At 60.0% G+C, this 20,746-nt stretch carries 15 protein-coding genes and 2 tRNA genes; 10 read left to right on the top strand and 7 right to left on the bottom strand.

Annotated elements, in window-relative coordinates; all coding sequences use genetic code 11:
- Nucleotides 1-100 precede the first annotated feature (100 nt).
- The 3 genes from CFE47_RS22035 to CFE47_RS22025 all read right to left on the bottom strand — a co-directional run bounded on the left by CFE47_RS22035 (nucleotide 101) and on the right by CFE47_RS22025 (nucleotide 4,120).
- Nucleotides 101-2,533: a TonB-dependent siderophore receptor gene (locus CFE47_RS22035; protein ID WP_286840456.1), complete on the bottom strand. Its 2,433-nt coding sequence runs from the start codon at nucleotides 2,531-2,533 to the stop codon at nucleotides 101-103.
- Nucleotides 2,534-2,611: 78 nt separating this feature from the next.
- Nucleotides 2,612-3,595 carry a FecR family protein gene (locus CFE47_RS22030; protein ID WP_286840454.1) on the bottom strand — a complete coding sequence of 328 codons (984 nt, stop codon included), beginning with the start codon at nucleotides 3,593-3,595 and terminating at the stop codon, nucleotides 2,612-2,614.
- A gap of 6 nt (nucleotides 3,596-3,601) precedes the next feature.
- The gene (locus CFE47_RS22025) at nucleotides 3,602-4,120 is read right to left on the bottom strand and encodes a sigma-70 family RNA polymerase sigma factor (RefSeq protein ID WP_185710600.1); all 519 of its coding nucleotides are present in this window, start codon (nucleotides 4,118-4,120) and stop codon (nucleotides 3,602-3,604) included.
- Nucleotides 4,121-4,321: 201 nt separating this feature from the next.
- On the opposite strand from CFE47_RS22025, the gene CFE47_RS22020 reads away from it, so the two are divergent.
- From CFE47_RS22020 to CFE47_RS21995, 6 genes are all read left to right on the top strand, one after another.
- Nucleotides 4,322-4,397, top strand: a tRNA-Val gene (locus tag CFE47_RS22020).
- Nucleotides 4,398-4,416: 19 nt separating this feature from the next.
- Nucleotides 4,417-4,493: transfer RNA gene (locus CFE47_RS22015), tRNA-Asp, on the top strand.
- 323 nt (nucleotides 4,494-4,816) lie between these two features.
- A complete protein-coding gene (locus CFE47_RS22010; RefSeq protein ID WP_286840451.1) occupies nucleotides 4,817-6,400 on the top strand; it encodes a BCCT family transporter in 1,584 nt (527 codons plus the stop codon).
- 84 nt (nucleotides 6,401-6,484) lie between these two features.
- Nucleotides 6,485-8,494 carry a CocE/NonD family hydrolase gene (locus CFE47_RS22005; RefSeq protein WP_286840449.1) on the top strand — a complete coding sequence of 670 codons (2,010 nt, stop codon included), beginning with the start codon at nucleotides 6,485-6,487 and terminating at the stop codon, nucleotides 8,492-8,494.
- A gap of 82 nt (nucleotides 8,495-8,576) precedes the next feature.
- The gene (locus CFE47_RS22000; protein ID WP_286840447.1) at nucleotides 8,577-9,512 is read left to right on the top strand and encodes a LysR substrate-binding domain-containing protein; all 936 of its coding nucleotides are present in this window, start codon (nucleotides 8,577-8,579) and stop codon (nucleotides 9,510-9,512) included.
- 6 nt (nucleotides 9,513-9,518) lie between these two features.
- Nucleotides 9,519-10,799: an MFS transporter gene (locus tag CFE47_RS21995; protein ID WP_286840445.1), complete on the top strand. Its 1,281-nt coding sequence runs from the start codon at nucleotides 9,519-9,521 to the stop codon at nucleotides 10,797-10,799.
- 230 nt (nucleotides 10,800-11,029) lie between these two features.
- Here CFE47_RS21995 and CFE47_RS21990 read toward each other — a convergent pair whose 3' ends face one another.
- Both CFE47_RS21990 and CFE47_RS21985 read right to left on the bottom strand, forming a co-directional pair.
- Nucleotides 11,030-12,196, bottom strand: coding sequence for a catalase family protein (locus CFE47_RS21990; protein WP_286840443.1), 1,167 nt, complete (start codon nucleotides 12,194-12,196; stop codon nucleotides 11,030-11,032).
- Nucleotides 12,193-14,004, bottom strand: coding sequence for a di-heme-cytochrome C peroxidase (locus CFE47_RS21985; protein ID WP_286840441.1), 1,812 nt, complete (start codon nucleotides 14,002-14,004; stop codon nucleotides 12,193-12,195). The genes CFE47_RS21990 and CFE47_RS21985 overlap by 4 nt, the downstream gene beginning before the upstream one ends.
- Nucleotides 14,005-14,251: 247 nt before the next feature.
- Between CFE47_RS21985 and bamJ the strand changes: the two genes are divergently transcribed.
- The 4 genes from bamJ to CFE47_RS21965 all read left to right on the top strand — a co-directional run bounded on the left by bamJ (nucleotide 14,252) and on the right by CFE47_RS21965 (nucleotide 16,687).
- Nucleotides 14,252-14,992 carry a BamJ family beta-barrel-assembly machinery protein gene (gene bamJ / locus CFE47_RS21980; protein ID WP_017136377.1) on the top strand — a complete coding sequence of 247 codons (741 nt, stop codon included), beginning with the start codon at nucleotides 14,252-14,254 and terminating at the stop codon, nucleotides 14,990-14,992.
- A gap of 436 nt (nucleotides 14,993-15,428) precedes the next feature.
- Nucleotides 15,429-15,887: a YkvA family protein gene (locus CFE47_RS21975; protein ID WP_286840438.1), complete on the top strand. Its 459-nt coding sequence runs from the start codon at nucleotides 15,429-15,431 to the stop codon at nucleotides 15,885-15,887.
- 93 nt (nucleotides 15,888-15,980) lie between these two features.
- Nucleotides 15,981-16,319 carry a helix-turn-helix domain-containing protein gene (locus CFE47_RS21970; RefSeq protein WP_286840436.1) on the top strand — a complete coding sequence of 113 codons (339 nt, stop codon included), beginning with the start codon at nucleotides 15,981-15,983 and terminating at the stop codon, nucleotides 16,317-16,319.
- Entirely contained in the window at nucleotides 16,316-16,687 is a 372-nt protein-coding gene (locus CFE47_RS21965; protein WP_005786715.1) for a hypothetical protein, read from the top strand. The genes CFE47_RS21970 and CFE47_RS21965 overlap by 4 nt, the downstream gene beginning before the upstream one ends.
- Here CFE47_RS21965 and CFE47_RS21960 read toward each other — a convergent pair.
- Both CFE47_RS21960 and CFE47_RS21955 read right to left on the bottom strand, forming a co-directional pair.
- Nucleotides 16,684-18,453 (bottom strand): bifunctional diguanylate cyclase/phosphodiesterase, encoded by a 1,770-nt coding sequence (locus CFE47_RS21960; protein WP_286840434.1) that lies wholly within the window; start codon nucleotides 18,451-18,453, stop codon nucleotides 16,684-16,686. The two genes, CFE47_RS21965 and CFE47_RS21960, sit on opposite strands and share 4 nt — an antisense overlap.
- A 118-nt stretch (nucleotides 18,454-18,571) precedes the next feature.
- Nucleotides 18,572-20,653, bottom strand: coding sequence for a carboxy terminal-processing peptidase (locus tag CFE47_RS21955; protein ID WP_286840433.1), 2,082 nt, complete (start codon nucleotides 20,651-20,653; stop codon nucleotides 18,572-18,574).
- Nucleotides 20,654-20,746 lie beyond the last annotated feature (93 nt).

Raw genomic sequence — 20,746 nt, 5'->3', positions numbered from 1 at the left:
GAAGCCCGCTCATTGAGCGGGCTTTTTGCTGTCTGGGCTTTATAAAGGTCCAAAAAAGCCGCCGATCATTTCCTATGATCGGCGGCTTTTTAATGGGCGATCAGAAATCCCAGCGCGTGGTCACCATGAAGTTGCGTGGCTCGCCGTAGGCTGCCGAGTTATAGAAGCCGATGTTGGTGTAGTAGGACTTGTCGAAGAGGTTGTTGACGTTCAACGTTGCCGACAGGTTTTTGCTGATCTGATATTTGCTCATCAGGTCCACCAGCCAGTAGGCATCCTGGGAAAACTCTTCATAGCCACCGCGCGGAGAGTTATAGATGTCCTGCCAGCCCACGCTCTGCCAGCGTACGCCGCCGCCGACGGTCAACTTGTCCAGGTCGCCCTTGAGTTTATAAGTGGTGTACAGCTTGACCTGGTCTTCGGGCTCAAACGTGGAGATCTTCACGCCCTGGTCGTCGCGCACAATCTTGTGGGTGTAGCCGGCCTGCAGTTGCCAGCCCGGGGCGATCTCACCGGACATCTCCACTTCATAACCCTTGGTCACCGCCTTGCTGCTTTTATAAGCGTAATTGTTCGGTGTGGGCTTGAGGTTGTTGTACTCGTCATCGGACAGTGCGCGGTTGGACTCATGGATCTCAAAGTACGCCGCGCTGGCGTTTACCCGGCCGTCGAGGAAGTCAGCCTTGAGGCCCACTTCCCAGTTCTGGCCTTCGTCCGGTTCAAGCAGTTTGTTGTCGCGGTCGCGGTTGTAGTTTTCCTGGGGCATGAAGATGTCGGTGTAGCTGGCGTAGACCGAGTAGGTGTCGTTCAGGTCATACACCGCACCGACGTACGGTACAAAGCGCCCGGACTCTCGATAATTGGGGTTGTAGCCGGTGACCTGGTAGTTGACCACGCGTCCGCCCAGTAACACTTTCAGGTCATCGGCCAGATTCAGGCGAGTGGTCACATAGGCGCCGGTCTGGCGTACGGTGTCGTCAATCAGCGATTGCGCCTTGCCCCAATCCGGCATCGCGCCGTGGCCGTGCCAATTATTGAAGTCGACCAGGTTGGGTTCCAGGTTCCAATAGCCTTTGCCTTTCCATTCCGACGCGCTGATCGAGCCGCCCAGCACCAACTCATGTTCACGCCCGCCAAGGGTGTAGGGGCCGCTCACATACAGGTCGGCAGAGTCGCTGACGGTTTCCCCGGTGTACTTGCCCGAGGTCAGTTGCGCGGTGCCATCCGGCTGCGGTTGGTCGCCTTGGATCGAGCCCATCAAGGCGTGGTAGCCGTTGATCTTGTGGTCCAATTGCAACTTGCTTACCCAGCCATTGCCCATGTCATGTTCGAGCATGGCGAAGACGGTGCGGGTGTATTGCTCCCAACTGCTCCATTCGGCAGCGTCGTTGAACGAGCGCTTCACGCTGTTGCGATTGCCCTGAGAGTTGATCAGCGGGAAGCTGCCCGACCAGGACGAGCCTTTTGGCAGGGTGTCCTGGTAGTCGCCGCCGACGGTCAACAACGTATCGGGCGACAGGTCGAACTCCATGATGCCGTAGTACACCGGGCTCTTGCGCGAATAGTGGTCCATGAACGAATGCTTGTCCTGGTACGCCGCGACCGCCCGGCCGCGCACGTTGCCGCTGTCGGTCATTGGCCCGCTGACGTCCAGTTCGCTGCGGTAGTTATCCCAGGAGCCCGCGCCAAGCGTGGCATGCCCCTGGAAATCCGCCGTGGGTTTCTTGCGCACCAGGTTGATGGTCGCGCCGAGGGAGCCTGCCCCCGTGAGCAGGCCGGTCGCGCCCTTGAGCACTTCGACGCGGTCGTAGATCGCCATGTCGCTCAGGGTGTTGCCGGCTGAATAGGCAACGTTGCGCGCCGTGGACGGGATGCCGTCGTACTGGAAGTTATTGATCGAGAAGCCGCGCGCGTAATAGTTGCTGCGCTCGGTGTCGAAGGCCGAAACGGTGATGCCCGGCGTATGACGCATCACGTCGTCGACGTTGTTCAGGCCGAAGTCGTCCATGTGCTGGCGAGTCACGACCGACACGGATTGCGGTGTCTCTTTGGGTGTCAGCACCAGGCGTGTCGACGTTGCGATGGTGCCGGGCGTGTAGGAACCGGTGCCTTCGGTGACGTTGCCCAATTGATTGGCGCTGACTTGGGTCGGGCTCAGTTCCAGGGTGTCACCGCTGGCGACGGGAACAGGTTGCAACGCGTACACCTGGTCGCCCTTGACCGCGCGATAGCCGCTGCCTTGCAGCAATCTGTCGAATCCGTCCTGGATGGCGTAATTGCCTTTCAGGCCTGGGCCTTTGAGACCTTCCAGCTCGCGGGATTCAAACACGATTGCCACGCCTGCTTGCTGGGCAAACCGATTGAGCGAACTGCCCAGCGGCCCGGCGGGAATGTCGTAGGTGTGGGCGGCAACACTGGCGGTATCTGCCTGCGCGAGTTGGGCAGGCAGCGAGGTGGCGGTCAGGATGGCCAGGGACAGCGGCGCGCTTTTCAGCAGTCGAAAGCGCCCGCGTGGCAAGGAAGGGGAGTGCATGGTGAAGGCGGTCCTTTATGTGTCGAATTACCTTCCTTGACGGGCAGCTCCGAAAAAACCGGAAGCAAATGCGAATAATTATTCATTGGGTGCCGAGGCGGGGTCTACAACGATCAGCCAAGGCGTGAACGTGCGCACGTTGATAGGCAGTGTTCGCGCCAGTAATTGCAGGGCATGATCGCTGTCATCCAGCGGGATTACGGCCGATACCCGAAGGTTTTGCAGCGCGGCGCGGTCGAAATGCAGCATGCCGGAGCGGTGCCGCGAGATTTCATCCAGCACCTCGGACAGCGGCCGGTTTTCTACCACCAGCTGATGGCGGCGCCAGGCTTCGTTGATGCTGGCCGGGTCGACGCGGCCAGCCAGGCGCACATCCTGGTCGCGGAGCAGGGCTTGGGAGCCGGCATCGACTTCCAGCACTTGCCCGGAGTTCGCGCTTTGCGCTGCCACCCGCGACTGGAGCATGGTCAGTACGGTGGTCTCACCCTCGCGCTTGACCACAAATCGTGTGCCCAATGCCCGCAAAGTGCCTTGCGGTGTCTGCACGATAAACGGCCGCGTGCTGTCATGGGCGACTTCCACCAGGATCTCCCCTTGCAGCAGTGTGATGCGCCGCTGTTGCCCATCGAACTGCAGGTTGGCCGCACTGATGCCATTCAAGGTCAGCGTCGATCCGTCGGCCAGGCGTAGGGTTTGCCACTGGCCAGGACCGTTGCGTACATCGGCCATCCATTGCTGCGGATAGGGGCTGACCAATAGCGCCGTTGCCGGAATCGCCAGGCTGCACGCCAGCAGTAGCGCGCGTATCGCGTTCTTGTGGCGATGGGATTTCTGATGGGCAAACGCTGCATTCAGTGCGGCCCGCGCCGGCGACTTTTTACCGCGCAGGGCCTGCATCCGTGCAATCACTTCTTCCATGCGGGCAGCAGCAGCGGCGTAGTGGGGGCCCTGTTGCTTCCAGCATTCGAACGCCAGGCGCTGGGCTTCGCTCAGTTCACCTTCGTGCAGGCGCAGCATCCATTCGGCGGCTTGTTCTTCGATATGTTGGCGGGCGTCGGACATGGGTAATCACGTATCCACACTGTGGCCGCAATGCATAAGTGCCTGGATCAGATACTTGCGCACGGTGCGCTCCGACAGCTTGAGCTGTCGAGCGATTTGCTGCTGCGTCATGTCTTCGAGGTAATACAGCACGAACGCCTGGCGCGAATACGCGTGCATGCCCTCCAGGATAAAGGCGATCTGCTCCAGCGCTTCCAGGGTGGTGTGGATCTGTTCCGGGGATTGGAACCCTTCAAGTGCATCGACCGTCAGCGCCAACTCGTGCAGGTAAGCCTGTTCGATCTGCTTGCGCCGAGCCTGGTCGATAAGCAAGCGCCGGGCGGTGGTGCTCAGGTACGCCCGGGGCTCACGAATGGTGGCCACCGACTCACGTGCATTGAGGATGCGCGCGAACGTGTCCTGCGCCAGATCGGCTGCGTTTTGTCGGCAGCCCAGTTTGCGCCGCAGCCAAGTGAGCAGCCAGCCGTGATGCTCGCTGTAGAGCAGGGCTATTTCCCGTTGGAATGGAGGTTCACCCACTGACATAGGCGTGGCTCAGGCGTTATTGAGAATGGTTTTTAATTGTGAGGCCAAGTGTCAGGTAAACGCAATAGACTCGCGTTTGCGGGGGTAGAAGCCCGTGTTTACGGGGTTTGCGCGGCTTAAGAGAAATTATTTTAAATAAATTGCATTTAAATCAAGACATTGCAGATTTTTGGTGTATGATGCCGCCCACACCGAAACGAAGGGTGATTAGCTCAGCTGGGAGAGCATCTGCCTTACAAGCAGAGGGTCGGCGGTTCGATCCCGTCATCACCCACCATTCGCTTCAAGTGTTACGCGCAGCGGTAGTTCAGTCGGTTAGAATACCGGCCTGTCACGCCGGGGGTCGCGGGTTCGAGTCCCGTCCGCTGCGCCATATTCGGTAACCTGGAACACTGAACGCCAGGTCACCACAAGAAGCCCGCTCATTGAGCGGGCTTTTTTTCGTCTGCGATTTATCCTCTTTACGCGTTGCCGTCGTGCACTGCATGTTCGCCCTGAACTGTGCTGGTGCGTCATGACGTGGCGGAATACCCCCATGCTCATTGGTCGATTGCGCCCCTTGCCGCTTAAACGGTTATCTATAGCCACGCGAAGACTTCCAGGCGAGCGACCGGCAGCAGGACGCTGCGGTGCCCGCTTTCTAACAATGGCCTTTAGGGCCGATAAAAAAATAGTCTGCAAGGGGAACGGCTCTACATGAAATATCCATTGCGTCCGTTGGTGTTCTGGCCAACTTTCCTGATTCTGCTGGCAGCGGTGATCGCCAGCTACGTCGACCTGAATGCATTCCTGACGGTCAGCAAACAGCTCAACAGCGTGATCCTCAAAAATTTCTCGTGGCTGTTCAGCGCCGGCTCGTTTGCCATGGTGGTGCTGACCGCGATCGTCTATTTCTCCGCGCTGGGCAAGGTGCGTATTGGCGGCGAAGACGCCCAGCCGTTACTGAGCAAATGGCGCTGGTTCATGGTGGCGCTGTGCACCACGCTGGCCGTCGGTGTGTTGTTCTGGACCACCGCCGAACCGCTCTATCACCTGTATGGCCCACCCTCCAGCCTGCCCATCGAAGCGGGCAGCTCGGCCGCTAAAAGTTTTGCGATGTCGACCATGTTCCTGCACTGGACCATCACCCCCTACGCGATCTACCTGGTCCCGTCCCTGGTCTTTGCGCTGGTGTTCTATAACCGTCGCAGCAACTTCTCGATTGGTGCCATGCTGGAGCCGCTGCTCGGCGAAGCACGGGTCAAGCGTTATGCCGGGCTGATCGACACACTGGCGATGTTCGCCCTGGTGGCCGGCATGGCCTCGTCCCTGGGCACTGGCGCGCTGACCCTTTCCGGTGGTCTTAGCCAATACATCGGCGGCGAGACCACACCGTTCCGATTGGCGATCATCATCGCGATCATCGTCATTACCTTTGTTGCCTCGGCTGCCAGCGGCTTACAGCGCGGCATTGTGATGCTGTCGTCGTTCAACACCTGGATCATGCTGGCCCTGGGATTGTTCGTGCTGTTGTGTGGGCCGACGCTGTACATGTTCAGCCTTGGCGTTGAATCCCTCGGGGTTTATCTCGACACCTTCTTCAGTCGCAGCCTGTCTACTGGCGCTGCCAGTGGCGATACCTGGCCCCATAGCTGGACGGTGTTCTACTGGTCGGTGTGGTTTGCCTGGGCACCGGTCAGTGCGCTGTTTCTCGGCAAGATTGGCCGTGGCTACACCGTGCGCGAATTCATTCACATCAACATGCTCTACCCAGCGCTGTTCACGGCGGTGTGGATCTGCATTTTCTCCGGCACCAGCCTGTACTTCGATGCGCTGGGCGATGGCAGCCTCAACCGCGTGTTGAATGAGCAGGGCGTGGAGCACGTGCTGTACCAGATGTTCCAGCAGCTGCCGGCCACTGGCCTGATGATCGCGTTCCTGTTGTTCGTGGCTTTCATCTCGTTTGTCACGGCGGCGGACTCCAGCACGGACGTGATCGCCAACCTGTGCAGCAAAGGCGTGACCGCCGATTCCGACCTGGACGGCAACCCGGCGCTGAAGATTGTCTGGGGCGTGATCATTGGCACGGTGTCATGGGTGATGGTCTCGTTCATCGGTATCGACGGGGTGAAGATGCTTTCCAATCTCGGCGGCTTGCCGGGGATGATCCTGGTATTGCTGGCCAGCACCTCGCTGATTTTCTGGCTGAAAAATCCGACGCTGCTGGATGTGAAAAGCCTACAGCCAGCGACTGAACCCGACCTGCGTGGCGCCATCCCGGTCGCGGAACTCGCCCGCTAGAACCTGAAACCTGTGTGTCTTCTCACGCGCTCCCCACCGGGCGCGGGGGAGTCGTTTGTTCGCAATAAATGTTTGGAGCTACCGATGGAAGTCGTTACCGAGTTTGCCTATAAGGTCCGAGAAATCGAGCACTGCCTGATTCCCCTCAAGGACGGTACCCAACTGGCCGCGCGCATCTGGCTGCCGGAAGCCGCAGGTTTGCAAATGTTTCCGGCAATCCTGGAATACCTGCCTTACCGTAAGCGCGACGGCACTGCCGTACGCGATGCATTGACCCACCCGTGGATGGCGGGGCAGGGCTATGTGTGTGTGCGTGTGGACATGCGCGGTAATGGCGAATCCCAAGGGCTGATGGCCGACGAATACCTGTTGCAGGAACAGGAAGACGCGCTCGAAGTGATCGACTGGTTGTGCCAACAGCCTTGGTGCGACGGCAATGTCGGCATGATGGGCATCTCTTGGGGCGGCTTCAACGGCCTGCAGGTTGCGGCCCGCCAGCCGGAGGCACTCAAGGCGATTATTACGCTGTGTTCCACCGACGACCGCTTCGCCGACGACATCCATTACAAGGGCGGCAACTTGCTGATGGAAAACTTCGGTTGGGCCGCGACCATGCTCAATTTCAGCGCCGCCGTGCCCGACCCGCTATTGGTCGGCGAAGGCTGGAAAGACCTGTGGCACCAACGCCTGGACGCCATGCCGCTACTCGCCGAAACCTGGCTGCAGCACCAGACCCGCGATGACTACTGGCGCCATGGCTCGGTGTGCGAGGACTATTCCAAGATCAAGGCCGCTGTCTACGCCGTGGGTGGTTGGGGTGACGCCTACCGCAACACAGTTTCACGGCTGATGGAAAACTTGCCGGGGCCGAAGAAAGCGATGATCGGCCCATGGATTCATAAATACCCGCATTTCGCCGTGCCCAATCCTGCCATCGGCTTCCTGCAAGAAGCCAAGCGCTGGTGGGATCACTGGCTTAAAGGCATCGATAACGGGGTGATGGATGACGCGGCCTGTACTTTTTACCTACAGGATATTCTGCCGCCGAAAGGTAGCTACGCAGAGCGTCCGGGGATTTGGGTACAGACGGCCGGTTGGCCTGATCCTCAGGTGCAATGGACTGACTTCAGTCTCGATGAGAGCGGCCTCAATCCGGGCGCAGAATCCTTGGCCACGCCGCGAAGTATCTGTTCGCCACTGACCACCGGCCTGCATCAGGGCGAATACTGTGCAATCTGGTTTGGCCCCGATGGGCCGACGGATCAACGCCGCGACGACGCCAATTCGCTGTGCTTCGACTCGCAACCGCTGACCGAACCTCTCGCGTTGCTGGGCGACGCTCGTCTCACGCTACGCTTGGCCAGCGATACCACGTGCGGGCAATTGGTCGCTCGGTTGAATGCGATCGCACCGGATGGTCACGTTACGCAGATCAGCTATGGCGTGCTGAATCTCACGCTGCGTGAAGACTTTTCCCAGGTAACTCCTGTAGTCCCGGGGGCGCCGATGGACGTGAATTTAAACCTGGACCACATCGGCATGCGCCTGCCTGCGGGCTACCGTTTACGCCTGGCGTTGAGCACTGCGAGTTTCCCGTTGCTGTGGCCGAGCCGCGAGCTGACCACCCTGACCTTGCTGCCCGCGCTGCAACGCTTGCAACTGCCGGTGTTCATCGGCGAAGCGGTGGACTGTCCGTTCGAAGCTCCGCAATCGGCGACGCCGGCGAACCTGGAAGTGCTGCGCGCCGCTGCGCCGAAACGCACGCTGATCGAAGATGTGGGCAGTGGCGAAGTCTGCGTGAAAATCGAAGACGACTTGGGTGCGGTGCGTTTTGCCGACCACGGCCTGTCGGTGGACCAGTGTTGTACCGAGCAATACCGCACGTTGCCTTGGGACCCGTTGTCGACCCAAGCGGATATCCAGTGGCATTACCGTGTAGGCCGCGGTGAGTGGATGGTCGAGGTGGAAAGTCGCTTGAGCGTGCAAGCCGACGCCGAGTGGTTCTACGTCGAAGCCGAGCAGACGGCCTGGGAAAACGGCCAGCTGGAACACCGCCGCCAGTGGAGCAAGCGCGTGGCCAGGGTCGCGCTGTGAGTGAGCAACTGGCAGGATGCCTGCCATCGTGATCTTTGCGGGCCCGGGGAACCCAGGCCCGCTTTTGCCATTGGAACTGCTCATGTCGCGCCGAAACGTCGATCTTCCCCCGCTTAATTGCCTGCAAACGTTTGAAGCAGCGGCCCGCCATTTGAGTTTTACCCAGGCCGCCCATGAACTGAATCTGACCCAGAGCGCGGTCAGTCGCCAGGTCAAGCGCCTGGAAGAAGACCTGGCCCGCCCGTTGTTTTACCGGTTGGCCCAGGGGCTGAGCCTCACGCCTGCGGGCGTGCGTTACTTCCGCACCATCCAGCGCCTGCTGCGTGAACTCGGCCGCGAGTCCGCCGAATTGCGGCGTCGCGGTGCCGACCGTCAATTGACCCTGGCCAGTACGCCGACCATCAGCTCGATCTGGCTCGCCGGCCTGTTGCCGGAGTTCCAGCGTGAGCACCCGGACCTGGATATACGCATCCTGTGCAGCGAAAGCCCCAACCATCTGGATGTGAGCGAATATGACTTGGGCCTGTTCTATCACCTCGACGAATTGCCAGCGCCCCATGGCCTGGAATTGTCTCCGGTGTTCGACAGCGAGCAGGTGATCACCGTATGTAGCCCAGGCTATATAGAACGCCACGGCCCGATTCACGATGTGCACCACCTGCTGCACGCCCACACTCTGCTGATTGTGGAGGACCATTACCACGACTGGCTGACCTGGACCGACTGGTTCGCCGACGCCGACGCTCACTACTACACACCGCGCCATGCGTTGCGCACCAACAGCTACCAACTGCTGCTGCAGTCGGCGGTCATGGGCCATGGCGTTGCCCTCGGCTGGAAAAGCCTACTGGAAGGTGAGTTGACTTCCGGCCGTCTGCAGATGGCGTTACCTCACACCATGCACAGCCGTGGCCGCCTGCACCTGATGCAACCTCACCATCGCAATCCGCCGTCGGCGGCGCGCAGTTTTCGTCAATGGCTGCTGGCCAATGCCGGCAGCATGAACAACCCCCTCTGAGCCACCATGAACCTGACTTTCCTGACCTTCCCCGCGCTCTACAGCGCGACCATTCTGATGCTCACCGGCAACGGGCTGTTCTTTAGCTTTATTGGCCTGCGCCTGAGCAGCCAGGGCATCAACGAGCTGTGGATCGGCGCGCTGACAGCCGCGTATTACGGGGGCATGGTGTGCGGCGCCAAATTCGGCCACCGCATGATCGCCGGGGTGGGGCATGTGCGCTCGTATGTGGCCTGCGCGGGTGTGGCCACCATCATCGTGTTGCTGCATCTGCTGTTCGAGCAGTTGGAGTTCTGGCTGGTTCTGCGCTTTGTGATGGGGCTGGTGATGATGAACCAGTACATGGTCATTGAAAGCTGGCTCAACGAGCAGGCGGAAAACAACCAGCGCGGCGCCGTGTTCGCCGGCTATATGGTGGCGGTGTCCCTGGGCCTGATGCTGGGGCAGGGCGTGTTGATCTGGCGCCCGGAGCTGGATTTCAAACCGTTGATCATTGTCGCGATCTGCTTCGCCGCCTGCCTGTTGCCGGTGACCATGACCAAGCGTTTGCACCCGGCAAAATTGGTGGCGGCGCCACTGGAAGTCGGATTCTTCTGGCGACGAGTGCCCCAGGCGTTGACCACGGTGTTTGTCACCGGCCTGATGATCGGTGCGTTTTACGCCCTGGCTCCGGTGTTCGCCACGCGCAACGGTTTGAGTACCGCCCAGGCCAGTACCTTTGTTGCGGTGTCGATCTTTGCCGGGCTGTGTGGCCAGTGGCCGATTGGCTGGTTGTCCGACCGCATTGACCGTTCCCGGCTGATTCGCTTTTGTGCGCTCGCATTAGGCCTGCTGGTGATTCCGTTGTGGGGGCTGGTGCAACTGCCATACGCGCTGTTGCTGGTGTTTGGTTTTCTCAGCGGTTTGCTGCTGTTCACCCTGTACCCGTTGGCGGTAGCGCTGGCCAATGACAATGTTGAACAACCGCGCCGCGTGCCCTTGAGCGCGATGATGCTCGCCACCCACGGCATCGGTGCCAGCCTGGGTCCGATGCTCAGTGGCGCGTTGATGAACAGTTACGGCCACGGCGCGTTCTACATGCTGTTTTCGGCCTGCGCGCTGCTGTTGATCTGGCGCGTGCAACCCAAGCACGTCACCGGTGAATACCTGGTCGAAGGTGCGCCACTGCATCACGTCGCCATGCCGGAACATCCGATGGGTGCCATGGCGGCGGTGCTCGATCCACGGGTCGATGAGATCCCTGAGGACCTGGTGATCAGCGACCCGACGCCCGACAGCAAGGCGTGACGGCTACTTGGTTTTTTTCTTGCGTGTCTGGCGCGTTGCCAAGTGCTCGAAGCAAAAAGACGCAGTGCCGAATACGGCGATGATGGTCAGTACGAGCATGCCGAGGGTTGAGCTTTCCACGGTGATTTCCTACGGGTTGTGGGGTAGGAATTCACGGTAGAGGCAGTATGAAAACGGCTCAATAGACCCGACGCAAACCTTACGGCGCCGGGCCCATTGTTACGCACTCTTTACGGCGCGTTGCGGCTGTGGCGGTAATCGCTGACCGCTTCGTATACCGCCTTGCGCAAGCGGTTGATACCGCCGATGGGGCGGTGTTCCGCGACGCCGAACCACGGGTTGAACGACTGGTTATCGCACGCCAGGTTTTGTTCTGGAGTATCGAAGTCCTGGGCCGGGATTTTTATCTTGGCCACCGTTTCATACGGCGCATCGCTTTCCTTCCATTCAATGCTGGTGTCCTCGATCGGCATGAACTTCTGCGGTTTTTGCCGTTGGATCTGCAACACGAAACACGCAGCTACGCGGTCGGTGGACAGCTGTTGATTCAAGGCGCTGCGCAGGAAATTCGGCAGGTCTTGGTTCTGTTTGGGCAGCGCGTATTCCGGACAGCTTTGTGGGTCTGGGGCGACACGGAATTTGGCGTTGGCCGCACCGAACTTGTAGGGCGATACCGAGAAGTACGTGGTCTGTGTCGGACTGGCCGGGGCGGGTGCCAAGGTTGCCAGGGCGATAAACAAGTGACGCACTTGCCAACTGCGCGGGTCGACCTTGGGGAAGAACGCCAGCACTTTTTTGCCATCTGCCTGAGCGCCGATGTTCTGCGCATATTCGGCCACATCGCTGACGAAGAAGTTCGGATGACTGAACATCACGAAGTCCTGTTCTGTACGCGTTTGCTGATCGGCCAGCAACTGCTTGCCCGGTACGTCCAGTAGCTTGATCGCCATGCCTCGGGCATCGCGGATGCTGTCGAACTGTGGGTAGGCGTTGCCGTTGGACAGCCGCATCATTGCCTGCCAGGTCTTGCCCGGTTCGGCGAATACGCCCTGGCGCAATGCAGGGTCGAGACCGGTGAGCACGCTGACTTCAGCCTTCACACAACCATGAGCCTTGGCGTGAGCATCGCGCAGGTAGCGCGTGCCTTCGCGATGCTGATCAACGATGCGCACCGCCGTCTGGATGATGCCCTGGGTCATCGCCGCTTCACCGGGCGGAACCTGTTCATTGGGCGACACCGGGCCGCTGTGCTGCCAGGCGTACCAGGCAGTGGCGCCTAGCCAGCCGAGCAGGCCGAGGCCCAGCAGCCACAGCAGGGTCTTGCCGAGAAATGCACCGATGCGCAGCCACAGGCGGGCGAGCAGGGAAGGTCTGTCGTAGGGGGATCGAATCATCATGGCAGTTGTTGCTCCAGCGGGCCGCCCAGCACTTTGAGGTATTCCAGTAGCGCCCAGCGCTCCTGCGGCAGCAAGCCACGGCCGATCACGCCGTTGCCCTGCTTGCCAGCACGGAATTCGTGACCGCTGTTGTGGTTGCCGGTGATCTTGGTATCGAACAGGAAGGCATTCTTGAACGCGCCGGTTTCAAACCCCAAATGGCGCGGGTCGTAGGCGAAGGTGCCTTTATAGAAGGTGGTGCTGCGCTCGTCCTGGGGCGAGAGCAACTGGTAGATCGTCGGCACCGAACCGTTATGCAGGAACGGCGGGGTAGCCCACACGCCGGCCAATGGACGGGCCTTGTAGGCGCGCAGTTCGCGCACGCCGATGGGCAGGCCGAAGCCGTCCAGGCTTGGGCGTTCGCTCGGCGTTACACCCGCGGCGCGGTAGGCGTGCTCTTCGACAAAGGCGGTGACGTAGGCGAGGCCCTTGGCCACCGACATTTTCTTCAGGTCCAGAGGCTCGGTCGGTGTCGGGTGGAGGTCGACATTGAGCTTGGCCAATTCCGCCGGGTCCCATTGCAGGGCGCTGAGGTCGTAGCGTTGGTCGGCGATGTTGCTGGCGGTGCCGGGGTCGGTGCCAATGTAGTCCACTGGCAGCATTTTCAGCTGTTGTACCGGACGGCCGTTTTCCTGCGTGACGCTGGGCACATGGCAGCCCGCGCAGTTCTCAGTAAACAGCGCACGGCCTTGGGCGGCGAGGGGCTTGTCGATGGCACCGAACAGGTCCTCTGGCCACGTCGGCGGCTTGAGGCGTTGCAGGGTTTCTTCGATCAGGTTGAGGTCGCGCACTCGCACGCTGGAAGGGTAGCGCGCGTCGCCCTGCAGCGGCTGGCCGGCGTTGTCGAAGAAGGTCAGGGTTGCGCCGACGCCGAGGGCTTCGCCGATGTTGCGGGCCATGGGCTGCTGGGCCGAGCCGTTCCATTGCACCCAGTCGAAGGTCCAGATGTCCCACAGGTGTGGGTAGTCCACTGGGGCATTGGCGACGCGATAGTTGTCCGGCGAAATCGCATCGCCAAAGCTGGCGTTGGCGATGCGGCCGAACGCGTCGGTGCGGCCGGGGCCTTCTTCGGTGGGGTAGAGGCCACGGTGGGTGTCGTTCCAGGCGACTTTGAGGAACTGGTTGAGCGACCGCTTGAAGTCCTCGCGCAGTTGCTGCTTGTTGTGATCGTCGTAGTCGTGCCCAAGCACCGCGTGGGCGAAGCGGTCGAACTTCCACGGGTTGTAATAAGTCGCTGCAAGGCTAGCAACCAAAGCCTGGCCGAAACTTCCGCCGCGCAAGGTAGGAACGCTGGATGGCAGCACATGCTGGGCCGAACCGCCGTCGACACGCAGGGCTTGGCCTTTGAAATGCAACTCGCCGGTGTGGCAGGCGGCGCAGGTGATGTCCAGGTACTCGGCATTGCTGCCGGCATTCTTATGCCGGGCGAAACCCACAGGCAGGTTGCCGGGGTTTTGAGTCGTGGGGACTTGCTTGGGGTCCACCAGGAAACCGAAGCGCGCCAGGTATTGCGGAGTGGCAAAACGTTGCTCGGAAAACGGCAGTTCCAGGGCGGTGAACCAGTTGTAGTGCAGGCCTTTTACCTGAGTGCCCTGGGGCGTGAAGTAGTAGGTCTGGCGGTCTGCGGCACTCCATTGGTCCTGGTAGTGCACCTGCTCCACGGGCACGTAGTCCGGCAGCTTGGGGTTGAGGGTGTAATAGATCACCACGGCCAGGGCGATGCCCAGCAGCGTGAATATCAGGAATAAAACACGGGAAAAAATGCGCAAGATAACTATCCTTGTCGAGTTGTAGCGCTGTTATGCCACCACGCCACAGGTGCGGCAAGTGGCCATGAGCGCTGTCAGGGGCTGTCCCGCGATCCGTCGCGGGCCCTCATCATGAATGAAAATGCTTTTAAACACGTGAACTTATCGGAAAACTCCTGCTCAGATGCCGGTAGCCATTGGTCGTGGCCGCCTGATAAGCTCGCGACTTTATTCGATTGCCCTTTTGGCGCATGAACAAGGAAATAGCATGAAACAGCATCGGTTGGCGGCGGCGGTGGCCCTGGTTAGCCTGGTACTTGCGGGTTGTGATTCGCAGACCAGCGTAGAGCTGAAAACCCCGGCGCAGAAGGCTTCCTACGGCATCGGCCTGAACATGGGCAAGAGCCTTGCCCAAGAAGGCATGGATGACCTGGATTCCAAAGCAGTAGCCCAAGGCATCGAAGATGCCGTCGGCAAAAAAGAGCAGAAGCTCAAAGACGACGAATTGGTTGAAGCGTTTGCAGCACTGCAGAAACGTGCTGAAGAACGCATGACCAAAATGAGCGAAGAGTCGGCAGCCGCCGGCAAGAAATTCCTCGAAGACAACGCCAAGAAAGACGGCGTCGTCACCACCGCTTCCGGCCTGCAGTACAAGATCGTCAAGAAAGCCGACGGCGCACAGCCTAAGCCGACTGATGTCGTGACTGTTCACTACACCGGCAAGCTCACCAACGGCACTACCTTTGACAGCTCCGTGGATCGCGGTAGCCCGATTGACCTGCCGGTCAGCGGTGTGATCCCAGGTTGGGTCGAAGGCCTGCAACTGATGCACGTCGGCGAGAAGGTCGAGTTGTACATTCCTTCCGACCTGGCCTACGGCGCTCAGAGCCCGAGCCCGGCGATTCCAGCCAACTCCGTGCTGGTATTCGACCTGGAACTGCTGGCCATCAAGGACCCAGCCAAGGCTGAAGCCCCTGACGCACCTGCAGCACCAGCCGCCAAGAAGTAATCGGCGCCTGAACACACAACGCCCCGTCTCGACGGGGCGTTGTTGTTTCTGCAGTGACGGGTCTTGTAGTGAGCGGGCTTGCCCCGCGCTGGGTGGCGAAGCCGCCCCAATAAGACCGCCTCAGTGTCTTAGAACGACCGAGGTGCCTGGATTTAGGGCGGCTTCGCCCCCCAGCGCGGGGCAAGCCCGCTCACTACATGAATCCAACCGAACGTCCGTGGCGGGTAACAGTCTGATATAACACTCGAGTACGGGTAGCCGCACATCAACGCCAAGTCAATGAAATCTTGGGTTTTTTTTATGTGCGCAAAAAACGCCCGATCTAACTGCAGGCCTTGTAAACCGTGGCTTTCAGCCTGCAAAAGGGGCTCTGTTCACAAGGTTATCCACAATTTGTGTGGATAACATTTTCGACCGCCTGGAACTGGAGTGACGAATGAAACCACCCTTCAATTTCACCCGTTTCCTGCCCATGGCCGCACGCTTGCTTGGCCGTGGCCGTTTGCCAACCCTGCTGTTTGCCGTCGCCGCCAAGAGCTCTAACCAGGGCAGCCGGCTGGGCAAGCTCAAGGACGATCTCAAACTGTTGCAGGCCCTGTGCCTGGCCTACTGGCGCGGTGAGTACCGGGCTATCAGCCCCATGGCGCTGATCTCGGTAGTGGCGGGGTTGATGTATTTCCTCAGCCCGATTGACGCGATCCCGGATTTTATCCCGGTGTTCGGCATGCTCGATGACATTGCTGTACTGGCGTGGGTCATGAAGACCCTGGACGGTGAGTTGAGCGCCTTTCGTGCGTGGCGTGACGCGCAGCGCCCGGAAAAGCTCGCAGTGGTGGAACGTTTGCCTGCGACACCGGCCTTACTGGCCAAGGAAAACCCGCAAAAAAATGGATGACGCGGATATCCCCCTGCGACCTTTGTGGCTGTTAGGATTACACTCCTAAGGAAAGAGCTTACTTAGTAAGTGTTGTTATCCTACGGGGCAGTCATGGATATTCAGATAATTTCACGGAACGGCGAGCCCGAATACGCGGTGTTGCCATGGGATCAGTACCAGGCGCTGCTAAAAGCTGCCGGTCAGCAACCACCGACTCAAGCACCTTCTTCTACCGCCCAAGCCGCACCGCCACAGGACCTGCGCCCGCTGGCGGACCTGCGTGGTTTGCGCGAAGCCAAAGGCCTGGCCATTGAAGCCCTGGCCCGCACGGTGGGCATCAGCCCTTCGTACCTCGCATTGATCGAAAGTGGTGAACGCCAGCCGGATGCCGCGATCCGCCGCAGCTTGGCCTGGGAATTGGGCGTTGCAGGTTGGAGGGATGAATCTTGAGCCTACGTATTAGCCGTCAACACTGGGACGGGTTACTCAACGAACTGGACCAGGCGCGCCGCCAGCGCCATCTGCTGACCTACCGCGCGCTGCTGGAGCGCCTGCAGTTCCCCACGCCCGCCATGCAAACCCTGGCTGCCGCCCTGGAACACCTGGCAGCGCTGGACGCCAAGGCCGAGCAGCCGCTGCGCAGCTCCTTGGTGATCAGCCAAGGCGCCAGCCGCTTGCCGCGTACCGGTTTCTTTGAGTGTGTGGAGCGCCTTGGGCGTTTCAGCGGACCGTCCGATGGCGTGGCCGCCGCGTCCTGGCACGCCTCCGAGGTGGTGCGGGTGTTTGAATACGAGTACCCGGAGTCTGCCGAGGCCTAAAGTGCCTGGGGCAGCGCGTCCATGCTGTCGATCACATGGATGCTGTAGCCGGCCATGTCCTTGGCATGATGCTTGGCCTGCGACGCCAATTCTGCCAATTGGCTGGCATCGAGTTGTCCACAGGCCTGTGGATATAAATGCACCACGCCGATAGACAGTGACAGCAGCGCGAATTCCTGGCGCACGCCCTGGCGGTTCAATGCCACGAAGCATCCGGCCTCGAGGTGTTCGGCGCGGTAGAAGCGCCTGCATTGGGTATGGAAGTCATCCAGCAACTGGTTGAGTCGCTTGCGCCAATCCTGCGGGCCCAGCACCAGTAAGAAATCATCTCCGCCGATATGCCCGACAAAGTCGCGGCTGGGGTCTACCCGGTCGTTCAGGCACTGTGCCAGGCACAGCAACACCTCATCCCCGCGCCCATAACCGTAGATATCGTTGAATGGCTTGAAGCTGTCGATATCCACGTAGCAAATCACCGACTCGCGTTGCTGTTGCAGCAATCGCGTGAGGCATTGCTGGATCGGCACGTTGCCTGGCAGCAGGGTCAGTGGGTTGGCGTAGCGCGCCTGCTGGATCTTCAGTTCGGTGATCAGCTTGAGCACATCGATCACCCGGCCGAGGCCCAAGTAATCACCGTTTAGCGTGATGATGAAATCTTCTTCGATGCGTTGCCGCGCACGGCTGGTGAGCAGCCGGCTGACCTGTTGCAGCGATTGGCTCAGTTCCACCGCCAGGAAGTCGGTGCTCATCAAGCGGCTGATGGGTTTTCGCGCAAACAGGTCGGTGGCGAACGGTTTGAGCAGCGCGTCCGACAGCGAATGCCGGTGCACGATGCCGACCGGTTGGCCACGGCCATCCAGCACCGCCAAGGAGTTGAGGTTGGCCTGGCGGCGGAACGCCTCGAGCACCTGGGCGGTGGCGGTGTCTTGGTCCATCGCCGGTTGCTCGTTGAGCAGGGCGCTCAGGTCGCTGCCTTCATCACTCAGGGCTACGTTGGCGCTGTCGGGCTTGGGCAGCATCTGGCGCACTTCCTGCGGCGGATGTTCTTGTGGACGACAGAGCAAATAGCCCTGGACCAGGTCCACCCCCATTTCGGTAAGCACCGCCAACTCTTCGGGCAGTTCGATGCCTTCGGCGATCACCTGCGCGCGTGACGCCTTGGCGATTTGCAGGATCGAGCCGACAAACTCGCGCTTGAGTGCGTCCTGATGGATGCCGTCGATAAAGTGCCGGTCGATCTTCACGTAGTCCGGCCGCAGTTCTGACCACAAGCGTAGGCTGGAATAGCCGGCGCCCAAGTCGTCCAGGGCGATTGAGAAGCCCATGTTGCGGTAGTGGTGCAGTGCGGTTTGCAGCAGGTCGAAATCGTCGGTGGGGGTTTGTTCAGTGAGTTCGATCACTACCTGGCTTGGAGGAATGCCGTAGTCATGCAGCAATTGCAGGGTGCGTCCCGGTTGATGGGCGGTTTCCATCAGGGATTCCGGCGAGACGTTCAGGAACAGTTTGCCCGGCAGCTTTTGCTCGCTGAAACGTCGGCAGGCGCTTTCGCGACAGGCCATTTCCAGTTCACTGAGGCGTCCCGCCTGGCCGGCCACCGAGAACAAGGCGACGGGGGAGTGCAACGGGCTGTTGGACGGACCACGGCTTAGGGCTTCATAGCCGAGAATGCGCCGTTCGGACAGGCAGATGATCGGTTGGAACAAGCTGTGCAAACTGCCTTGAGCCAGGATAGAGCCCAATGCATTCAGCTGTTCGGTCATGGTCATGGCGATCTCGATCGAAAAAAAAGGACCGCAGGCGGTGAGCCTGCGGTCCTTCATTTCACGACAGAATGATGTCTATATGATGACACTCCAAGGAGCGATCACATTAATTCGCCATCATTTACTGCTTGGCCACCTGTTTGCTGATCTTCAGGTAGTCCAGCAGAATCCGGCCCGTCTCCGCCAGGTAGGCGTCGTCTTCCGGCTTGGTTTTGTCTGCTTCGGTCGGCAGCGCATCTTCATCTTCTTTCTTCAGCTCTTTGAGCGGGTCTTCACCCTTGGCCTTGCGGCGGGTGTTCTCCAGCACCAGCTGCTGATTCTCGATGTCGGCGTGCTGCTTGCGGCGGTCCACTTCATTGAGGCTCACGGATTTTTCTTCCATCAGCTTCTTGGCCAGGGCCAGCTTGTCGCGGATGAACACGAACTCGGCATCCTTGGCGGAGCGAGTGTCATGGTCAGCTTTCAACTGCGCCAGGAACGGCTTGAACGGGTCCGACGCCGGCTTGATCGCAGGGCGGATGGTGTCCCACGGCATGGCTTCCGGCAGGGCGCTTTCGCCGATTTCCTTGGTGTCGATGATCGACGGGAAATCGATATCCGGCAGTACGCCCTGGTGCTGGGTGCTCTGCCCGGAAACCCGGTAGAACTTGGCCAGCGTCAGTTTCAGCTCGCCATGGTTCAGCGGCTGAATGGTCTGCACGGTGCCTTTGCCGAAGGTCTGGCCTCCTATGATCAGCGCACGGTGATAGTCCTGCATCGCGCCGGCGAAAATCTCCGAAGCGGACGCCGAGAGGCGGTTGACCAGCAACGCCATCGGGCCTTTGTAGAAGGCGCCTGGGTTCTCGTCTTCCAGCACGTCGACACGGCCGTCAGCGTTGCGTACCAACACGGTCGGGCCCTTGTCGATAAACAGGCTGGTCAGCTCGGTGGCTTCCTGCAGGGAACCGCCGCCGTTGTTGCGCAGGTCAATGACCACGCCGTCGACTTTTTCCTTCTGCAGCTCTGTCAGGATCTTCTTGACGTCACGGGTAGTGGACTTGTAGTCCGGGTCGCCAGCGCGGAACGCCTTGAAGTCCAGGTAGAAGGCCGGGATCTCAATGACGCCCAGCTTGTAGTCCTTGCCATCCTGCTTGAGGTTGAGGACTTTCTTCTGCACGGCCTGGTCTTCGAGCTTCACTGCTTCACGGGTGATGGACACGATCTTGCTGGTCTGGTCGTTAGGCGCATTGGTGTGCGGAATCACTTCCAGGCGCACCACGCTGCCTTTCGGCCCACGGATCAGCTTGACCACTTCGTCCAGGCGCCAGCCGACCACATCGACCATCTCTTTGTCGGCCTGGGCTACACCGATGATCTTGTCAGCCGGAGCGACTTGCTTGGTCTTGTCTGCCGGGCCTGCTGGTACCAGGCGCACGATCTTGACCTGGTCGTTGTCGCTTTGCAGGACCGCACCGATGCCTTCCAGCGACAGGCTCATGTTGATGTCGAAGTTTTCCGCGTTATCTGGCGACAGATAATTGGTGTGCGGGTCGTAGGACATCGCGAAAGTATTGATGTAGGCCTGGAAGATATCTTCGGCACGGGTCTGGTCCAAGCGCGCCAACTGATTCTTGTAGCGCTTGGTCAGCAGTTCCTGAATGGCCTTGGGCTCTTTGCCGGCGATCTTCAAGCGCAGCACTTCGTCCTTGACGCGTTTGCGCCACAGGTCGTCGAGCGCGGCGGTGCTGGTCAGCCAAGGCGCGTCCTTGCGGTCCACCAGAAGGGTTTCCTTCTCGGTGAAGTCGAACTTGTCGACGCCCTTGTTCAGCTCAGCCAACGCGAAGTCCAGACGCGCTTTGACGCGGTCCAGGTAACGCTTGTAGATGGTGAAGCCGGGCTGCAGGTCGCCGCTCTTGAGGAAGTCGTCGAACTGAGTCTTCCACTTGTCGAACTCAGCGATATCGCTGGCCAGGAAGTAGCTGCGCGATGGGTCCAGCAGCTTGAGGTAGCTGTCGTAGATGATCACCGAGCGCGCGTCGTCCAGCGGCGGCTTGCTGTAGTGATGGCGCTTGAGCAACTCGACGACGTTAAGGCTGGCAATCACCTCATCGCGATCCGGCTGAAGGTTGTCCCAGCTGTTGGCTGCGAACGTATTGGTCGACATCGACGCGAAGCCGAGACCAATGAAAAAAGCGAGGGCGGTGCTGGGGAACAAATGCTTCATGCTGATTCGACGCGGGGGCAATTGATAACGCATATTAGGCCGTCTTTGAGGGAGCCGGTTCCATATGGTCCGGTCGCATAATGCAAAAAACCC

It is taken from the genome of Pseudomonas sp. PGPPP1, assembly GCF_002255865.1.
In the GTDB taxonomy this organism is placed as follows: Bacteria; Pseudomonadota; Gammaproteobacteria; order Pseudomonadales; family Pseudomonadaceae; genus Aquipseudomonas; species Aquipseudomonas cremoris.
Note: the sequence above shows the minus strand (reverse complement) of the source record. Positions and strands in the feature narration are given on the sequence as shown.

What these genes read in the sequence shown, in the direction of transcription:
- CFE47_RS22000 (WP_286840447.1), top strand. Translation starts at nt 8,577, where the DNA reads ATGTCGCGCCGAAACGTCGATCTTCCCCCGCTTAATTGCCTGCAAACG.
- CFE47_RS22030 (WP_286840454.1), bottom strand. Translation starts at nt 3,595, where the DNA reads ATGTCCGACGCCCGCCAACATATCGAAGAACAAGCCGCCGAATGGATG.
- CFE47_RS21970 (WP_286840436.1), top strand. Translation starts at nt 15,981, where the DNA reads ATGGATATTCAGATAATTTCACGGAACGGCGAGCCCGAATACGCGGTG.
- CFE47_RS21975 (WP_286840438.1), top strand. Translation starts at nt 15,429, where the DNA reads ATGAAACCACCCTTCAATTTCACCCGTTTCCTGCCCATGGCCGCACGC.
- CFE47_RS21990 (WP_286840443.1), bottom strand. Translation starts at nt 12,196, where the DNA reads ATGATGATTCGATCCCCCTACGACAGACCTTCCCTGCTCGCCCGCCTG.
- CFE47_RS22005 (WP_286840449.1), top strand. Translation starts at nt 6,485, where the DNA reads ATGGAAGTCGTTACCGAGTTTGCCTATAAGGTCCGAGAAATCGAGCAC.
- CFE47_RS21995 (WP_286840445.1), top strand. Translation starts at nt 9,519, where the DNA reads ATGAACCTGACTTTCCTGACCTTCCCCGCGCTCTACAGCGCGACCATT.
- CFE47_RS22010 (WP_286840451.1), top strand. Translation starts at nt 4,817, where the DNA reads ATGAAATATCCATTGCGTCCGTTGGTGTTCTGGCCAACTTTCCTGATT.
- CFE47_RS21960 (WP_286840434.1), bottom strand. Translation starts at nt 18,453, where the DNA reads ATGACCATGACCGAACAGCTGAATGCATTGGGCTCTATCCTGGCTCAA.
- CFE47_RS22035 (WP_286840456.1), bottom strand. Translation starts at nt 2,533, where the DNA reads ATGCACTCCCCTTCCTTGCCACGCGGGCGCTTTCGACTGCTGAAAAGC.
- bamJ (WP_017136377.1), top strand. Translation starts at nt 14,252, where the DNA reads ATGAAACAGCATCGGTTGGCGGCGGCGGTGGCCCTGGTTAGCCTGGTA.
- CFE47_RS21955 (WP_286840433.1), bottom strand. Translation starts at nt 20,653, where the DNA reads ATGAAGCATTTGTTCCCCAGCACCGCCCTCGCTTTTTTCATTGGTCTC.
- CFE47_RS22025 (WP_185710600.1), bottom strand. Translation starts at nt 4,120, where the DNA reads ATGTCAGTGGGTGAACCTCCATTCCAACGGGAAATAGCCCTGCTCTAC.